We start from the raw sequence: 16,312 nt of genomic DNA on the forward strand, positions 1-16,312 counted from the left end.
CCCTGCAGGGGGCCGCCGCGAGCCTGCGAGCGGTGGGGGGCAGGGGGTCCTCCGTCAGCTCAGGCGCTCGAGCACCATCGCCATGCCCATGCCGCCACCGACGCACATCGTCTCCAGGCCGAAGGTCTTGTCCTTGGTCTGCAGGCCGTTGATCAGCGTGCCGGTGATGCGGGCGCCGGTCATGCCGAACGGGTGGCCGACGGCGATCGCCCCGCCGTGCACGTTGAGCCGGTCGATGTCGATGCCGAGGTCGCGGTAGCTGGGGATGACCTGCGCGGCGAACGCCTCGTTGATCTCCACGAGGTCGATGTCGCCGATGCTCATCCCGGCACGCTGCAGCGCCGCCCGGGAGGCGTCGACCGGTCCGTAGCCCATGATCTCCGGGGAGAGCCCGGTGACGGCGGTGGAGACGATCCGGGCCAGCGGGGTCAGCCCCAGGTCGCGGGCCTTGGTGTCGCTCATGACCACGACTGCGGCGGCGCCGTCGTTGAGCGGGCAGGCGTTGCCCGCGGTGACCCGGCCGTCGGGGCGGAACACCGGCTTGAGCCCGGAGACGCCCTCCAGCGTGGTGCCCGCTCGCGGCGTGTCGTCGGTGCTGACCACCGTGCCGTCGGGGGCGGTGACCGGGGTGATCTCCCGTGCCCAGAAGCCGTCGGCGATCGCCTGCTCGGCCAGGTTCTGGCTGCGGACGGCGAACTCGTCCATCTCCTGCCGGGAGACGTCCTTGAGCAGCGCCAGGTTCTCGGCGGTCTGGCCCATGGCGATGTAGATGTCGGGCAGCTCACCGTTCTGTCGCGGGTCGGCCCAGGCGTCCGCGCCGCTCTCCGCGGTCTTGGCCACCCGGGCCTGCGCGTCCTCGAACACCGGGTTCTTGGTGTCCGGCAGCGAGTCGCTGCTGCCCTTGGCGAACCGGGACACCATCTCCACGCCGGCGGAGATGAACACGTCGCCCTCGCCGGCCTTGATCGCGTGCATGGCCATGCGGGTGGTCTGCAGCGAGGAGGAGCAGTAGCGGGTGACGGTGGTGCCGGGCAGGTGGTCCATGCCGAGCAGGACGCTGACGACCCGGCCCATGTTGTACCCCTGCTCGCCGCCGGGCAGGCCGCAGCCGAGGATCAGGTCGTCGATGTCGGTCGGGTCCAGCGCCGGCACCTTCTCCAGCGCCGCCCGCACGATCGTGGCGGTGAGGTCGTCGGGGCGCAGGTCCTTGAGCGAGCCCTTGAAGGCGCGGCCGATGGGCGAGCGCGCGGTCGCGACGATGACGGCTTCGGGCATGGGTCCTCCACGATGAGGCGGATCCGACGGGTGACGCCGGACGTCGGGTCACCTCGAACCTACTACCCGGTAACGCCATCGGACCTCAGCCCCGCGGCGTCGCCTCCGCCGCCCGCTCGGCCTGCTCCGGCGTCGGGATCTCCGGCGGCCGGCGGCGGCGCAGGCGGACCCACGGGCCGCGCGGGCCGACGTCGGAGCCGCGCACCTCGGTCGCCTGCACCTCGGTACCGGTGCGTCCGGCGGCCTGGGCGGCGGCCCGCGCCACCGGGCGCACGGTGTCGCGCCGCAGGTTGCGCAGCCCGCGGTCGGCGGCGGCCGGCCAGACCCCCAGCGCGTCGGCGATCGAGGGCAGCAGGACGGCGGCCGCGGCGGTGTACCCCGCGCCGCTGGGGTGGAACTCGTCGACGCTGAACAGGCCCCGGTCCTTCGCGAAGGTCGGGCCCAGCACCGAGCCGAGCGACACGGTGCGCCCGCCGGCATCGACGACGGCGATGGTCTGCGCGGCGGCCAGCTGCCGGCTCCAGCGGCGGGCCAGCAGCCGCAGCGGCTGGCCTATCGGCCGGATCGTGCCGAGGTCGGGACAGGTGCCGACGACGACCTCCGCGCCGGCGTCGACGAGCCGGCTGACCGCGTCGTGCAGGTGCCGCACGGAGACCGACGGACGGGTCCGGCTGGTGACGTCGTTGGCGCCGATCATGATGAGCACGACGTCCGGGTGCTCGACCAGCGCCTTGTCGACCTGCTCCTCGAGCTCCCAGGACTCCGCCCCGGAGACCGCCAGCCGCACCAGCCGCACCGGCCGCTCGGCCAGCTCGGCCAGCGCCGCCGCGACCAGCACCCCGGGGGTCTCCGCGGCCCGCTCGACGCCGAGGCCCACGGCGCTGGAGTCGCCGAGCACGGCCAGCACGATCGGCTTGCCGCGGCCGCGGCCGTAGATCCCGTCGCCCGAGGGCGGGTCCGACTTCAGGGTCCGCGCCTCGACCCGGCGCCGGGCCGCGCGCGCCTGGGCCCGCAGCAGGGCGACCGCGCCGGCGCCGGCCAGGCCGAGCCCGCCGCCGCCGTAGACGGCTCCCGTCGCCAGCCGCCACGCCCTGCTCGCTCGAGTCACCGCCGCTCCCGCCCTCCGCGCCGCGTCAACCACCTGTTCCGCAGGTTAGCCGCCCCCTACGGTCGCCCCGTGGCAGATTCCCCCGCACGGGTCACCGGTGTACCAACGGACGGTGAACGGTCGCAGCTGATCGTCGACGTGCTCGTCGACGCCTTCTCCGAGCTCATGACCGCCGACGCCGACGCGTTCCGGACCAAGTTCCGCAAGATGGCCGCCGACCCGTTCGCGTTCTACCGGGGCAGCGCCTGCCTCTTCTACGCCGACATGGCGCAGCTGGAGGACTGCTGGTGCGACGAGCGCACCAGCCGGGTGTGGATCCAGGGCGACCTGCACGCGGAGAACTTCGGCACCTACATGGACGGCGGCGGGCAGATCGTCTTCGACGTCAACGACTTCGACGAGGCCTACGTGGGGCACGTCTGCTGGGACCTGCGCCGGTTCGCCGCCAGCTTCGCGCTGCTTGCCTGGCGCAAGGCGCTCGGGGACGACGTCATCGCCGACCTGCTGCGCGGCTACCTCGACGCCTACCTGGACCAGGTCGCGGCGTTCACCCGGAGCGACGACGACAAGGCCTTCGCGCTGGTCCGCGAGAACACCGAGGGTGCGGTGCACGACGTCATCCTGGAGACCAGCGCGCGCAGCCGGCAGGCACTGCTGGACCGCATGACCGTCGTCGAGGGGTACGAGCGGCGGTTCGCCGAGCGTCCCCGCAACCGCCGGCTGCCGGACGACGAGCGCGACCGGGTGCTCGCCGCCCTGGAGCGGTACCACGGCACGGTCTTCCCGCCGCGCCGGCGCCGCGACGTCGCCTTCGACGTGAAGGACGTGATCGCCACCGGCGGCTTCGGCATCGGCAGCGCCGGGCTGCCCGCCTACAACGTCCTCCTCGAGGGCTACGACCAGGCGCTGGAGAACGACGTCGTCCTCTCGCTCAAGCAGGGCAACGTGCCGGCACCCAGCCGGATCGTCCGGGACCCGGCGATCCGCGCGGCCTTCGAGCACGAGGGCCACCGGACGGCGATCTCCCAGCGGGCGCTGCAGGCCAACGCCTCCCAGTTCCTCGGGCACACCGAGATCGGCGGGGTCGGGTTCGTCGTCCAGGAGCTGTCGCCGTACGAGCTGGACCTGGACTGGGAGGACCTGACCGAGCCCGAGGAGATCGCCCCGGTGATGGCCCAGCTGGGCCGGGCGACGGCGAAGGTGCACTGCGTCGGGGACGCCGACAGCGACCACACGCTCGTGCCCTTCCAGACCGAGGAGGCGGTCACCGCGATGGTCGGCGACCGCCGCGAGGAGTTCGCCGACGAGCTGATCGGCTTCGCCTCGGCCTATGCCCGGCGGACCCAGGAGGACCACCGGCTGTTCGTCGACGCCTTCCGCGCCGGGGCGATCCCGGGGATCAGCTCGAGCGGCTCGCACCCCGTGCCCGGTCACTGAGCCGCGGCCGGCAGGTACCCGGCGAGGCGGTCGGCGAGGTCGGCCGGGCGCCACCGGTGCCCGCTGCCGGGCACCTCCGCGCGCTCGGCCGACGGCAGGGCGGCGACGATCGAGTCGGCGGCGTCGACGAAGAACGGGAAGGGTGCCGTCCCGAGCAGCACCACGGTCGGCGCGGTGATCGACGACCACAGCCGCGCCCGCGGCGCCGACTGGGTCCAGGCCAGGGCCTCGGCGTCGGCCTCGACGGTGGGGGCCATCCGCTCGAAGAGCGGCCACTGCGGCCCGGCGCGCATGGCCTCGAACCACTCCGGCGGCATGCCGTCCATGAACAGGCGGAGGGTGCCCTCGCGGTCGCCGGCCGCCACGCGCTGGCGGATGGCGGCGAGGAACTCCGCGCCGTCGGCGCCATCCTCCTCGCCGAGCGGCACCTCCCACAGCAGCAGCCGCTCCACGCCGGGCAGCCGCGCCGCCGCGGCGAGGGCGATCGCGCCGCCCGATGAGCTGCCGTAGAGCCAGGCCCGGCCGCCGGCCACGTCGAGCAGCGCGCGGATCGCGGCCACCTCACCGGCCAGCCGGAACGGCGGGTCGCCCGCGCTGTCACCGCGGCCGGGGCGGTCGGGGTGGACGACGTCGAACCCGCGGGCGGCGAGCTCGCTGGTCAGGCCCCGGGTGTCGGGATCGACGGCGCGGAACTGCCCGGCACCGCCGATGAGGACCAGCGGCTGGCCGGCGCCCTCACGGTCGTAGGCGATGCGCACACCGTCCTCGGTCTGCACGTACTCGGTCACGAGGTGCAGACCCCGTCGGGCCGGGGAACTCAGCGCCCGCCCAGATCCCGCAGCATCCCCAGGTGCGGCCCGATGCCGGGCTTGTCGTAGGGGCCGGCGACCACCGTGAACCCGTGCCGCTCGTAGAACCCCGCGGCCGTCGTCCGCGCGTCGCACCACAGCAGGTCCGCGCCGCGCGCCGCGACCAGGGCGAGTGCGGCGTCCAGCAGCACCCGGCCCACGCCGGTGCCGCGGGCGGCGGGGGCGGTCGCCATGCCGCGCAGCTGCCACGGGGCCCGCGCCTCGCGCCACGGGCAGGGCGCGGGGGAGAGGCGGACCACGCCCAGCACCTCGCCGTCCGGGGTGCGCGCGGCGAGGTGCACCGTCGCCGGGTCGCCGTCCCCGGGGAGGTCGGCGGGGCCGCCGTTCCGGAGGACGGCGCTGCGCAGCGGCAGGACGACGTCGACCGGCACCTCCTCGACGGTCGGGACCGGGGAGCTCACGCTGCTCACCGTGCCCGGCGGCCCCGGCGGGTCCGCAGGTAGTCGGCCACGACGTACTCGCCGAGCCGCTCGCTGTCCGGGGTGAACACCCGCCCGCCGGCCCGCTGGGTGATGTCGTGGACGAAGTGCACCAGCCCCGGCTCGGGGTCCAGCGCGAAGACGTTCATCGTCGCCCCGGAGCGGGCCACCCGCTCCACCTCGGCCACCGTGCGGGCGATCGTCTCGGGCATCGGCGGCCAGCAGAAGAACGGCGTCCCGTCGTCCTCCAGGTGGGCGGTGGGCTCGCCGTCGGTGACCACCAGGACCACCGGCTCGGCGTCCCGGTGCCGGGCGAGGAACCGCCGGGCCAGGATCAGCCCGTGCTGCAGGTTGGTGCCCTGCAGCGTGTCCACCGACAGCTCGGCGAGCGTCTCGGGGCGCAGCACCTGGGCGGTGGAGGAGAAGCCGATGATCTGGATGGCGTCCTGCGGGAAGCGGGTGGTCACCAGCGAGTGCAGGGCCATCGCCGTCGACTTCGCCGCGCCCCACGTGCCGCGCAGCGCCATCGAGTAGGAGAGGTCGACCAGCAGCGCCACCGCGGCGCCGGTGCGCCGCTCGGTCTCGACCACCTCGAAGTCCTCGACGGCGATCCGCACGGACCGCTGTTCCTCGGCGCGCGGCTCGCCGGCGGTGCGCAGGACGGCGTTCCGCACCGTCCGGACGACGTCCAGCGGCTGCTCGTCGCCGAACTGCCACTCCCGCGAGCCGCCGGTCAGCTCCCCGGCGGCACCGGCGTCGGTGACGTCGTGGTCGCCGCGGCCGGTGGCGTCGAGCTTGGCGAACACGCGCCGCAGCGCGGTCGCCCCGAGCCGGCGGACCGCCTTGGGGGAGAGCTCCAGCTTGCCGTCGGAGCGGTTGAGGTAGCCCTGCCGCTCCAGCTCCCGCTCCATCTGCCGCAGCGCGGCGAGGTCGTCCACGGCGGGCCGGCCGAGCGCCCGCTCCAGCAGCTCCTCGTCGACGTCGGCCAGCGAGGCGCCGGCGTAGCCCTGGGACAGTTGGTTGGACAGCGCCTCGAGGTCGGCCAGCTCGGCCACCGCGCTGGTCGCGTCGCCCAGGCCGAGCGCCTGCTCGCCGTCGGGGACCTGCCCGCGCTGCCCCCACGGCAGGTCGGGCCGGGCCTGGCGGAGCGCGTCCTGCAGGTGCGCCATCTCGCTGGCCAGCCCCATGTCGGCCATGGTCTGGGCCATGAGGTCGGCCAGCTCGGCCCGCTGCTCGGGGGAGAGGCCGGCCATCATCCGCTCCTGGGCGGCGGCGCGGCGGGCCAGCGAGTCGATGAGCTCCTCGATCGACTGCGGGTCGTCGGGGAAGAACTGGCCGTGCTTGTCCATGAACTCGGCGAACCGCTCGTCGGTGTCCTCGCCGCGGTTGTGCGCGTCGATGAGCTGCGAGAGGTCGGCGACCATGTCCTTGACCGCCTGCATGTCCTGCTCGGTCGCGTTCTCCAGCGCCTGCTTCATCGAGGCGAAGGAGCTGTCGAGCACCTCGCGGCGCAGCAGGTCCTGGATCTGCTCGTAGGCCTGCCGGGCCTCGGCCGAGCGCCACTCGTAGTCCTTGAGCGCGCGTACGGCGCCCGCGGTGTCGTCGGGCAGCGCGTCGAGCTCGGCCTCCTTGAGGCGGGCCATGTCGTCCGGGTCGGGGAACAGCTCCCGGCGCTCGGCCTCCAGCGCGTGGTCGAGGAGTTCCCGCACCTCCTGCAGAGTGCCGTCCAGGCGGCCGGCGGTCCGGGCCTGGCGCAGCCGCTCGCGGACCGACCGGCGCAGCTCGTCGAGGCCGCGGCGGCCGTCCATGCCGCGGCGCAGCAGCTCGCGCAGCGCCTCGCGCACGCCGCTGCCACCGAGCACGGAGTCGCCGATCTCGTCGACCGCGGTGCCCAGGTCGTAGGGCGGGGCCAGCGGGTCGGGCCCGCCGTGCCACCGCGAGTACCGGTGCCCCCTGCCGGGCCGGCGCGCCATCGTCAGGCCCCGTACACCGTGCGGGCGCCGTCGGTGTCCTTGGCCAGCCGGCGGGTGAGGTAGAGCCCCTCGAGGGCGAACTCCACCGCGGCGGCGGCCTGTTCGGCCGACTGCTCGCCCTCCGGCACGCCGAGCCGGCCGAGCAGTTCGGCGAGCCGGGGGATCGTGCCCAGCTGGCCCAGCAGCGCCGCGGCCGGCACCAGCTCCCCGGACTCGACGGTCTCCCCGCCGGTGAAGTGCTCCTGCAGGCCGGTGAGGTCCAGGCCCGCGCAGCGGGCGCGGAAGGTCTGCGCGGTGGCCTGGCGCAGCAGGTGCTCGAGGATCTCCAGCTCCCGCTCGTCGTCCGGGTCGGCGCCGGCGTCGGCGAACTCGACCTTGCCGCGGCTGGCCGGGACGACGCAGGGCAGGTCGACCACCCGCGCCACCGGCCGGGTCTCCCCGGCCACCGCGGCCCGGCGGACGGCGGAGGCGGCGACGGTCTCCAGCCCCGCGATGGCGAACCGGGCGCTGACGCCGGAGCGCTGGTCGACGTGGCTGGACTCGCGGACCAGCCGGGTGAACCGGGCGATGATCTCGGCGAGGTGCTCGGGGATGAGTGGTGCGGCGAACTGGCCGCCGACCCCGCGGCCGGCGGCGTCGAGCCAGCTGGTGCGCGCCTCCTGGTGCAGCAGCCGGATCTCGTCGGCGAGCTCGATCGGGTAGTGCGTGCGCACCTCGGCGCCGAAGCGGTCCTTGAGCGGGGTGATGATCCGCCCGCGGTTGGTGTAGTCCTCGGGGTTGGCGCTGGCGACCAGCAGCAGGTCCAGCGGCAGCCGCACCCGGTACCCGCGGATCTGGATGTCGCGCTCCTCCAGCACGTTGAGCAGCGCGACCTGGATCCGCTCGGCGAGGTCGGGCAGCTCGTTGACGCTGAAGATGCCGCGGTTGGTGCGCGGCACGAGCCCGTAGTGCACCGTCTCCGGGTCGCCCAGGGTGCGGCCCTCGGCGACCTTGATCGGGTCGACGTCGCCGATCAGGTCACCGACGCTGGTGTCCGGCGTCGCGAGCTTCTCGCCGTAGCGGTCGCTGCGGTGCAGCCAGCCGACGGGGGTCCGGTCGCCGTGCTCGGCGATCTGCCGGTGCGCCCACACGCTGATCGGGTGCAGCGGGTGCTCGTTGATCTCGCTGCCGGCCAGCACCGGCGTCCACTCGTCGAGCAGGCCGACCAGGGTGCGGATCAGCCGGGTCTTGCCCTGCCCGCGCTCGCCGAGCAGCACGAGGTCGTGGCCGGCGATGACGGCCCGCTCGACCTCGGGGACGACGGTGTCCTCGAAGCCGACCATGCCGGGCAGGGTCGGTTCGCCGGCCGTCAGGCGGGCGAGCAGGTTGGCGCGGATCTCGGCCTTCACGGGCTGGAAGGTCGCCCCGCTGTCGCGGAGCTCGCCGAGGGTCGTGGGAGCGGGGGGAGCGGAGGCGGGGAAGCCGGGGTCCGTCACCCCCGTCACGGTACGACGACGACGCCATCGGGGGCACCCGTCCGGGTGCCCCCACCTGCGGCGCTGCCTGGGAGGATCAGCGCATGGCCGCCGACGGGACCCCACTGGTCAGCGGCGCGGACGTCGTCGCCGCGGCGGCTCTGCTCGACGGGGTCGTGCGGCAGACGCCGCTGGAGCACTCCCGGGCGCTCGCCGAGCGGGTCGGCGGGCCGGTGTGGCTCAAGTGCGAGAACCTGCAGCGCACCGGCTCGTTCAAGATCCGCGGTGCCTACACGCGGCTGGCCCGCCTGACCCCCGACGAGCGGTCCCGCGGCGTGGTCGCCGCCAGCGCGGGCAACCACGCGCAGGGCGTCGCCCTCGCGGCGCAGCTGCTCGGGATCGAGGCCACGGTGTTCATGCCGGAGACCGCGCCGCTGCCGAAGGTCGCCGCGACCCGTGGCTACGGCGCCGACGCCCGGCTGGCCGGGCACGACCTCACCGAGGCGCTGGCCGCGGCCGCCGAGCACGCGGTCCGGACCGGCGCGGTGTTCATCCACCCCTTCGACCACGCCGACGTCATCGCCGGGCAGGGCACGGTCGGCCTCGAGGTGCTCGACCAGTGCCCCGACGTCGCCACGGTCGTGGTGTGCACCGGCGGCGGGGGGCTGGTGTCCGGGGTGGCGGCCGCCGTGCGGCACCGCCGTCCCGACGTCCGGGTGGTCGCCGTCCAGGCCGCCGAGGCCGCCGCGTTCCCGGGGTCGCTGGCCGCCGGCCGCCCGGTCCCCCTGGACGCGACGGCGACGATGGCCGACGGCATCGCCGTCGCCGCCCCGGGCGAGCTGACGTTCGCGCACGTCCGCGACCTCGTCGACGAGGTGCGCACGGTCAGCGAGGAGGACCTCTCCCGGGGGCTGCTGTTCTGCCTGGAGCGGGCCAAGCTCGTCGTCGAGCCCGCCGGGGCAGCGGCCGTGGCGGCGGTGCTCGCCGACCCCACCGCGTTCCCGCCGCCGGTGGTCGCCGTCGTCTCCGGGGGCAACATCGACCCCGTGCTGCTGCTCAAGGTCGTCCAGCACGGCATGGCCGCGGCCGGGCGCTACCTGCGGTTGCGCCTGCGCGTGCCCGACCGGCCGGGGTCGCTGGCGGCGGTGCTGAGCGAGCTCGCCGGGGTCGGCGCCAACGTGCTGGAGGTCGAGCACGAGCGGACGGCGACCCGGCTGGACATCGGCGAGGTCGAGGTGTTCGTCGTCCTGGAGACCCGCGGGCCCGAGCACGCCGAGGAGGTGCTCGCCCAGGTGTACCGCGCCGGCTACGCGGTGACCGTCGGCTGACGGGGAGTCCCGCGCCGCCACTGCCGGGTGAGGAGTCGGGAACCGTCGGTACCCCGGCCTAGCGTGCAGTCCATGACCGACGCGATAGTCGTCGAGGGGCTGGTGAAGCGCTTCGGCGCGACCACCGCCCTCGACGGGGTGGACCTGACCGTGGCCGAGGGTTCCGTCCTCGGGCTCCTCGGACCCAACGGGGCGGGCAAGACCACCGTGGTGCGGATCCTCACCACCCTGCTGCGCGCGGACGCGGGCCGGGCGCAGGTGGTGGGCCTCGACGTCGTGCACGAGGCCGACGCGGTCCGCGCCTGCATCGGGCTGACCGGCCAGTACGCCGCCGTCGACGAGTACCTGACCGGCTTCGAGAACCTGGAGATGGTCGGCCGGCTGTACCGGCTGGGCCGCGCCCGGTCCAGGGCGCGGGCCGGCGAGCTGCTGGAGCGGTTCGACCTGACCGACGCGGCCAACCGGCCGGCCAAGACCTACTCCGGTGGCATGCGCCGGCGGCTGGACATCGCCGCCTCGCTGATCGCCCGCCCGCGGGTGCTCTTCCTCGACGAGCCGACCACGGGCCTCGACCCGCGCAGCCGGCTGTCGATGTGGGAGTTCATCGCCGACCTCGCCGGCGGCGGGACGACGATCCTGCTCACCACCCAGTACCTGGAGGAGGCCGACCGCCTGGCCGACCGGATGGTGGTCATCGACCGGGGCCGGGTGATCGCCCGCGGCACCGCCGACGAGCTGAAGGCGCAGGTCGGTGGGCAGCGGCTGGAGCTCACCGTCGGTGACGCCGGCGACCTCAAGGAGGCGGCCGGGCGGCTGCGTCCGCTGGCCGTCGACGAGCCGCAGCGGGACGAGTCGACCCGCCGGCTCTCGCTGCCGGTCAGCGGCGGCACCGACGACCTCGCCGCGGCGCTGCGGCTGCTCGAGGGCAGCGGGGTCGAGGTGCTCGACATCGGCCTGCGCCGGCCGGACCTCGACGACGTGTTCCTCACCCTCACCGGCCACGCGGCCGAGGAGCGAGCAGAGGCCGAGAACGGCCGGCGGCCGGCGCACGCGGGGGAGGCGGCTCGATGAGCACGATCGCGCAGACGCTGTCCGACAGCGCGACCATCACCAAGCGCAACCTGATCAAGGTCAAGCGCGTGCCCGACCTGATCGTGTTCGCGACCCTGTCGCCGATCATGTTCGTGGTGCTGTTCCGCTACGTCTTCGGCGGCGCCATCCAGGTGCCCGGCGACGTCAGCTACGCCGAGTTCCTGCTGCCCGGGATCTTCGCCCAGACCGTCGTGTTCGGGAGCACCGTCACCGGCGCGAGCATCGCCGAGGACCTGCAGAAGGGCCTGATCGACCGGTTCCGGTCGCTGCCGATGTCGCGGGCGTCGGTCCTGATCGGGCGCACGGTCGCCGACCTCGGGCTGAACGTCATCTCGATCGCGGTGATGGCGCTGACCGGTTTCGTGGTGGGCTGGCGGATCCACACCTCGGTGCTGGCGGCGATCGGCGGCTTCCTCGTCCTGCTGGTCTTCGCCTTCGGCGTCTCCTGGCTGATGGCGCTGGTCGGGCTGCTGGTCCGCACGCCGGAGGTGGTGAACAACGCCAGCTTCATCGTGATCTTCCCGCTGACGTTCATCGCGAACACCTTCGTCCCGCTGGAGACGTTCCCGGCCGTGCTGCAGACCTTCGCGGAGTGGAACCCGGTGTCCGCGGTGGTGCAGGCCGCCCGGGAGCTGTTCGGCAACACGGTCCCCGGCGCCCCGGTCCCCGACGCCTGGTCGCTGCAGAACCCGGTGCTCTACACGCTGCTCTGGACGGCGGTCTTCCTCGTCGTGTTCGTGCCGCTGTCGGTCCGCGCCTACCAGCGCACGGCCAGCCGGTAGTCGCGATGCCGCAGGCGACCGGGACACCCGGCGGGTGGGGCTCAGCGCGGGCCGGGGACGGCACCTGGCCGCGGTGCGGTCCGGTAGGACCGCAGTGTCATAGCACTATGGGCGGCGATGAGCGCCCTCCAGACCGCCCCCGTCGTCCCGTCCGCCGACAACCCGCTGCTCGAGCCGTCCCGGCTGCCGCTGCAGCTGCCTCCGTTCGCGGAGATCACGCTGGAGCACTGCCGCGAGGCGTTGCTGGGCGGGATGGCCGAGCAGCGAGCCGAGGTCGCCGCGATCGTCGGGTCGGCCGAGCCGCCGACCGTCGAGAACACCGTCGTGGCGCTGGAGCGCTCCGGCCGGCTCTACCGCCGGGCCGGGGCGGTGTTCCACAACCTGGCCTCGTCGGTGTCCTCCGACCGGCTCCGGGAGATCGAGCGCGAGCTGGCGCCGCTGGAGTCGGCGCACTCGGACGCGCTGAGGCTGGACCCGGAGCTCTTCGCGCGCATCGACGCCGTCCACGCCGGCCGGCACGAGGCCGGGCTGGACCCCGAGGCGCTGCGGCTGGTGGAGCGCTACCACCTGGACTTCGTGCTCTCCGGCGCCCGCCTCGACGAGGCCGGCCGGGCCCGGCTGTCCGAGCTCAACCAGGAGCTCTCCGCGCTCTCGACGACGTTCGGGCAGAACCTGCAGATGGCCACCGAGGCCGCCGCCGTGGTGGTTCCCGACCCCGCCGCGCTCGACGGGCTCAGCGATGCGGAGGTGGCCGCCGCCGCACGCTCGGCGGCCGAGCGTGGGGTGGAGGGCTTCCTCCTCCCGCTGCTGCTGCCGACCGGGCAGCCGGTGCTGGCCAAGCTGCGGGACCGGGCCCTGCGGCAGCGGGTGTTCGAGGCGTCGGTGAGCCGGGCCTCGGCCGGGGAGCACGACAACGGCCCGGTCGCGGCCCGCATCGCCCGGCTGCGGGCCGAGCGCGCGCCGCTGCTGGGGTTCGCCACGCACGCCGACCTCGTCCTGGCCGACCAGACCGCCGGCAGCACGGAGGCGGTCGACGCGATGCTGGCCTCGATGGTGGGGCCGGCGCTGGCCAACGCGAAGGCCGAGGCGGCGGCCCTGGCGGAGGTCGCCGCGCGCGACGGGGTGACGGACCTGGCGCCGTGGGACTGGGCGTTCTACAGCGAGCGGGTGCGGGCCGAGCGCTACGCCGTCGACACCGCGGCGCTGCGGCCGTGGTTCGAGCTGGACCGGGTGCTGGTCGACGGCGTCTTCCGCGCCGCGGAGCTGCTCTACGGCTACCGGTTCACCCCGCGCCCGGACCTCGAGGGCTACCACCCCGACGTCCGGGTCTGGGAGGTCACCGGCGCCGACGGCGGGACCGTCGGCCTCTACCTCGGGGACTTCTACGCCCGGGAGGGCAAGCGCGGCGGCGCGTGGATGAGCTCCTTCGTCAGCCAGTCGCGGCTGCTGGACACCCGGCCGGTCGTGGTGAACAACCTCAACGTCACGCGGGCCGCCGACGGGCAGCCGACGCTGCTCACGCTCGACGAGGTCACCACGCTGTTCCACGAGTTCGGGCACACGCTGCACGGGCTGAGCTCCGCGGTCACCTACCCGCGCTTCGCCGGGACCAGCGTGCCGCGGGACTTCGTCGAGTTCCCCAGCCAGGTCAACGAGATGTGGGCGCTGTGGCCCGAGGTGCTCGGCGGCTACGCCCGGCACGTCGAGACCGGCGAGCCGCTGCCCGCCAGCGTCGTCGAGGCCATCGAGGGGGCCCAGCTCTGGGGTGAGGGTTTCGCGACGCTCGAGTACCTGGCGGCCACCCTGCTGGACCAGGCCTGGCACCGGATCACCCCGGAGACCGAGATCGGCGATCCGGCGGAGTTCGAGCGGACCGCGCTGGAGGCCGCCGGCGTCGCCTACGACCTGGTGCCGCCGCGGTACCGCACGACGTACTTCCAGCACGTGTTCGCCGGGGGCTACGCGGCCGGGTACTACTCCTACATCTGGTCGGAGGTGCTCGACGCCGACACCGTCGAGTGGTTCCGCGAGAACGGCGGGCTGCGTCGGGAGAACGGCGACGTCTTCCGCGAGCGCCTGCTTGCGGTGGGCGGGTCGGTCGACCCGCTGGCGGCCTTCCGCGCCGTCCGCGGCCGCGACGCCGACCCGACGCCGCTGCTCCGCCGGCGCGGGCTGCTGCCCGCCTCCTGACCACCCGGTGCGGGTGTTCCTCGCGCACCGCGGGTCCTACCGGACCGTCAGTGCGCGAGGAACGCCCGCAGTGCCGAGGCCCGGGAGGACGGCGGCCTCACAGCCAGGGCAGTCCGAGGACGACGTCGAGGTCGTCGGGGGACTCGCCCTCGCGGACCAGCCGGTTGGGCTGGCGGTGACCGCACACCGTGCAGCGGTGGACCACCTGCCAGCCCTTCCCCGACTTCTCCACGAGCCCGATCGGCTCCATCGGCGCCCGGCACTCGCTGGCCCGGTCGCCGGGCAGGTCGTCGACGTGCAGCGACCACAGGCACAGCGGGCAGTGGTTGCGGTAGTGCCCGTCGGTGTTGGCCGGAACCGGGGCGTGGCAGTACACGCACTCGAACCCGGTGTTCTCCACGCGCCGGGACCGCGCCGGCCGGCCCATGCGGACCGCCCCGGTCAGGGGACGAAGGGCTCGACGGCGACGACGTCGACGGTGATGTCGCGGCCGTTGGGCGCCTGGTAGGTCACCGTCGTGCCGGGCTTCGCGCCCATGATGGCCGCCCCGAGGGCCGACTCCGGGGAGTACACCGACAGGTCGGTGGTCCCGACGATCTCGCGGGAGCCGAGGAGGAACTTCTCGGTCTCGTCGTCGCCCTGGAACCGGATGGTGATGACCGTGCCGGTGGTGGCGTGCGTCGCCGTCGTCGGAGCGTCGCCGACCCGCGCCTTGCGCAGCAGGTCCTCCAGCTGCCGGATGCGGGCCTCCTGCTTGCCCTGCTCGTCCTTGGCGGCGTGGTAGCCGCCGTTCTCGCGGAGGTCACCCTCCTCGCGGCGGGCGTTGATCTCGGCGGCCATGGCCGGGCGGCCCGCCACCAGCTGGTCGAGCTCGGCCCTCAGCCGGTCGTGGGCCTCCTGGGTCAGCCAGACGCCCGGGTTCTGCTCGTCAGTGGGGGTGGACACGGCGGTGCTCCTGAAAAGTCGGTGGCCGTCCCCCCGCACGGGGAAACGGCCGCGTTCAGAACGGTCAACGTAACACCGCCGGTGGCGCGGGTGTTCCACGCGGATCGGCGGTCGAGTTGCGGAACGGTAGCGGGTCGGAGCGTGACGAGCACCACGTCCACCCGATCGTGGGGCCGGGGAGCGGCGGCGGCCCCCGCGGGCGGTGGATGATGTCCGGGTGACCGATGCAGCCCCGTTGCGCCTGCTCGCCGTGCACGCCCACCCCGACGACGAGTCGAGCAAGGGCGCCGCGACGATGGCGAAGTACGTCGCCGAGGGCGTCCGCGTGATGGTGGCGACCTGCACCGGCGGTGAGCGCGGCTCGGTGCTCAACCCGGCGCTGGACCGCCCCGACGTGTGGGAGCGCCTGCCGCAGATCCGGGTCGAGGAGATGGACCGCGCCCGGGAGATCCTCGGCGTCGAACAGGAGTTCCTCGGCTTCGTCGACTCCGGCCTGCCCGAGGGCGACCCGCTGCCGCCGCTGCCGGAGGGCTGCTTCGCCCTGGTGCCCACCGAGGAGGCCGCGGCCCCGCTGGTGGAGCTGATCCGCCGGTTCAAGCCGCACGTCATCACGACCTACGACGAGCGCGGCGGCTATCCGCACCCCGACCACATCAAGACCCACGAGATCTCGGTGCACGCGTTCGAGGCCGCCGGGGATCCCGACCGCTACCCCGAGCTCGGCGAGCCGTGGCAGCCGCTCAAGCTCTACTACCACATGAGCTTCACGCTGCCCCGCACGCGGGCGCTGCACGAGGCGATCATCGCCTCGGGCGCGGAGTCGCCCTACGCGGAGTGGCTGGAGAACTGGGACCCGGACCGCGACATCTCCCACCGGGTCACCACGAAGGTGCACTGCGCCGACCACTTCGCCGTCCGGGACGCCGCGCTCATCGCGCACGCGACGCAGATCGACCCGAACGGCCGCTGGTTCGCCTGCCCGCTGGAGGTGCAGCAGCAGGTCTGGCCGACCGAGGACTACGAACTGGCGCGCTCGGTGGTCGACTCGCCCCTGCCGGAGGACGACCTGTTCGCCGGTGTCCGTTGTGAGGTGACCGTCCCGTGACCACCGCCGTGCTCGCCGCCGACCAGCTCCCCTCCGACGTCGGCAAGGCCGGCCCGCTGGGGCTGCTGCTCATCCTCCTGCTGCTCATCGCCACCGCGCTGCTGGTCAAGTCGATGTCGCGGCACCTCAAGCGCATCCCGCCCAGCTTCGACCCCGAGGACGACGACGAGCCGCGGGTCGTCGTCCCCGACACCCCGGCCGAGTTGCTCGAGCCGCGGCCGGAGCCCGGGCAGGAGCTGCTGGACACGCTCCGCCGGGCCCCCCTGGCCATCGAGCCGCCGCGCCGCGACGACGGCCGTCCGGAGCCCCCGCGGGCCTGACCGGACGGCCGTCGT

The 16,312-nt window shown here is 74.3% G+C and carries 15 protein-coding genes; 7 read left to right on the forward strand and 8 right to left on the reverse strand.

The window, feature by feature from the left end:
* Positions 1-54: 54 nt before the first annotated feature.
* Positions 55-1,275, reverse strand: coding sequence for an acetyl-CoA C-acetyltransferase (locus MY526_RS15990; RefSeq protein WP_436695946.1), 1,221 nt, complete (start codon positions 1,273-1,275; stop codon positions 55-57).
* A gap of 85 nt (positions 1,276-1,360) precedes the next feature.
* Positions 1,361-2,383, reverse strand: coding sequence for an SGNH/GDSL hydrolase family protein (locus MY526_RS15995; protein ID WP_436695688.1), 1,023 nt, complete (start codon positions 2,381-2,383; stop codon positions 1,361-1,363).
* A 69-nt stretch (positions 2,384-2,452) separates the two neighbouring features.
* On the opposite strand from MY526_RS15995, the gene MY526_RS16000 reads away from it, so the two are divergent.
* A complete protein-coding gene (locus MY526_RS16000) occupies positions 2,453-3,820 on the forward strand; it encodes a DUF2252 domain-containing protein (protein ID WP_436695689.1) in 1,368 nt (455 codons plus the stop codon).
* Here the strand turns inward: MY526_RS16000 and MY526_RS16005 are convergent.
* Genes MY526_RS16005 through MY526_RS16020 form a run of 4 tightly spaced genes read right to left on the reverse strand, consistent with a single transcriptional unit; the run spans position 3,814 to position 8,556 of the window.
* Positions 3,814-4,608 carry an alpha/beta fold hydrolase gene (locus MY526_RS16005; RefSeq protein ID WP_436704453.1) on the reverse strand — a complete coding sequence of 265 codons (795 nt, stop codon included), beginning with the start codon at positions 4,606-4,608 and terminating at the stop codon, positions 3,814-3,816. The genes MY526_RS16000 and MY526_RS16005 overlap by 7 nt on opposite strands.
* Positions 4,609-4,637: 29 nt before the next feature.
* Positions 4,638-5,090, reverse strand: coding sequence for a GNAT family N-acetyltransferase (locus MY526_RS16010; RefSeq protein WP_436695691.1), 453 nt, complete (start codon positions 5,088-5,090; stop codon positions 4,638-4,640).
* A gap of 5 nt (positions 5,091-5,095) precedes the next feature.
* Positions 5,096-7,081: a VWA domain-containing protein gene (locus MY526_RS16015; protein WP_436704455.1), complete on the reverse strand. Its 1,986-nt coding sequence runs from the start codon at positions 7,079-7,081 to the stop codon at positions 5,096-5,098.
* 2 nt (positions 7,082-7,083) lie between these two features.
* Complete coding sequence (locus MY526_RS16020) at positions 7,084-8,556, reverse strand: sigma 54-interacting transcriptional regulator (protein ID WP_436695693.1); 1,473 nt, start codon at positions 8,554-8,556, stop codon at positions 7,084-7,086.
* Between the two features lie 83 nt (positions 8,557-8,639).
* On the opposite strand from MY526_RS16020, the gene ilvA reads away from it, so the two are divergent.
* From ilvA to MY526_RS16040, 4 genes are all read left to right on the forward strand, one after another.
* Positions 8,640-9,863, forward strand: coding sequence for a threonine ammonia-lyase (gene ilvA / locus MY526_RS16025; protein WP_436695694.1), 1,224 nt, complete (start codon positions 8,640-8,642; stop codon positions 9,861-9,863).
* A gap of 72 nt (positions 9,864-9,935) precedes the next feature.
* On the forward strand, positions 9,936-10,934 hold the full coding sequence (locus MY526_RS16030) for an ATP-binding cassette domain-containing protein (RefSeq protein ID WP_436695695.1): 999 nt from the start codon (positions 9,936-9,938) through the stop codon (positions 10,932-10,934).
* A complete protein-coding gene (locus MY526_RS16035) occupies positions 10,931-11,737 on the forward strand; it encodes an ABC transporter permease (RefSeq protein WP_436695696.1) in 807 nt (268 codons plus the stop codon). The genes MY526_RS16030 and MY526_RS16035 overlap by 4 nt, the downstream gene beginning before the upstream one ends.
* A gap of 117 nt (positions 11,738-11,854) precedes the next feature.
* Positions 11,855-13,927, forward strand: a complete 2,073-nt coding sequence (locus tag MY526_RS16040) for a M3 family metallopeptidase (protein WP_436695697.1) — start codon at positions 11,855-11,857, stop codon at positions 13,925-13,927.
* Between the two features lie 97 nt (positions 13,928-14,024).
* Here the strand turns inward: MY526_RS16040 and MY526_RS16045 are convergent, their stop codons facing one another.
* Both MY526_RS16045 and greA read right to left on the reverse strand, forming a co-directional pair.
* Positions 14,025-14,327 (reverse strand): RNHCP domain-containing protein, encoded by a 303-nt coding sequence (locus MY526_RS16045; protein WP_436704457.1) that lies wholly within the window; start codon positions 14,325-14,327, stop codon positions 14,025-14,027.
* Between the two features lie 41 nt (positions 14,328-14,368).
* Positions 14,369-14,872 carry a transcription elongation factor GreA gene (greA, locus tag MY526_RS16050; protein WP_436695699.1) on the reverse strand — a complete coding sequence of 168 codons (504 nt, stop codon included), beginning with the start codon at positions 14,870-14,872 and terminating at the stop codon, positions 14,369-14,371.
* Positions 14,873-15,089: 217 nt separating this feature from the next.
* Between greA and mca the strand changes: the two genes are divergently transcribed.
* Both mca and MY526_RS16060 read left to right on the forward strand, forming a co-directional pair.
* Complete coding sequence (gene mca / locus MY526_RS16055; protein ID WP_436695700.1) at positions 15,090-15,977, forward strand: mycothiol conjugate amidase Mca; 888 nt, start codon at positions 15,090-15,092, stop codon at positions 15,975-15,977.
* Positions 15,974-16,297: a hypothetical protein gene (locus tag MY526_RS16060; RefSeq protein WP_436695701.1), complete on the forward strand. Its 324-nt coding sequence runs from the start codon at positions 15,974-15,976 to the stop codon at positions 16,295-16,297. Before mca ends, MY526_RS16060 begins: the two co-directional genes overlap by 4 nt.
* The last annotated feature ends 15 nt before the right edge of the window (positions 16,298-16,312 follow it).

Origin of the sequence: Geodermatophilus sp. CPCC 205761, assembly GCF_051383655.1 — a bacterium.
Lineage (GTDB): Bacteria > Actinomycetota > Actinomycetes > Mycobacteriales > Geodermatophilaceae > Geodermatophilus.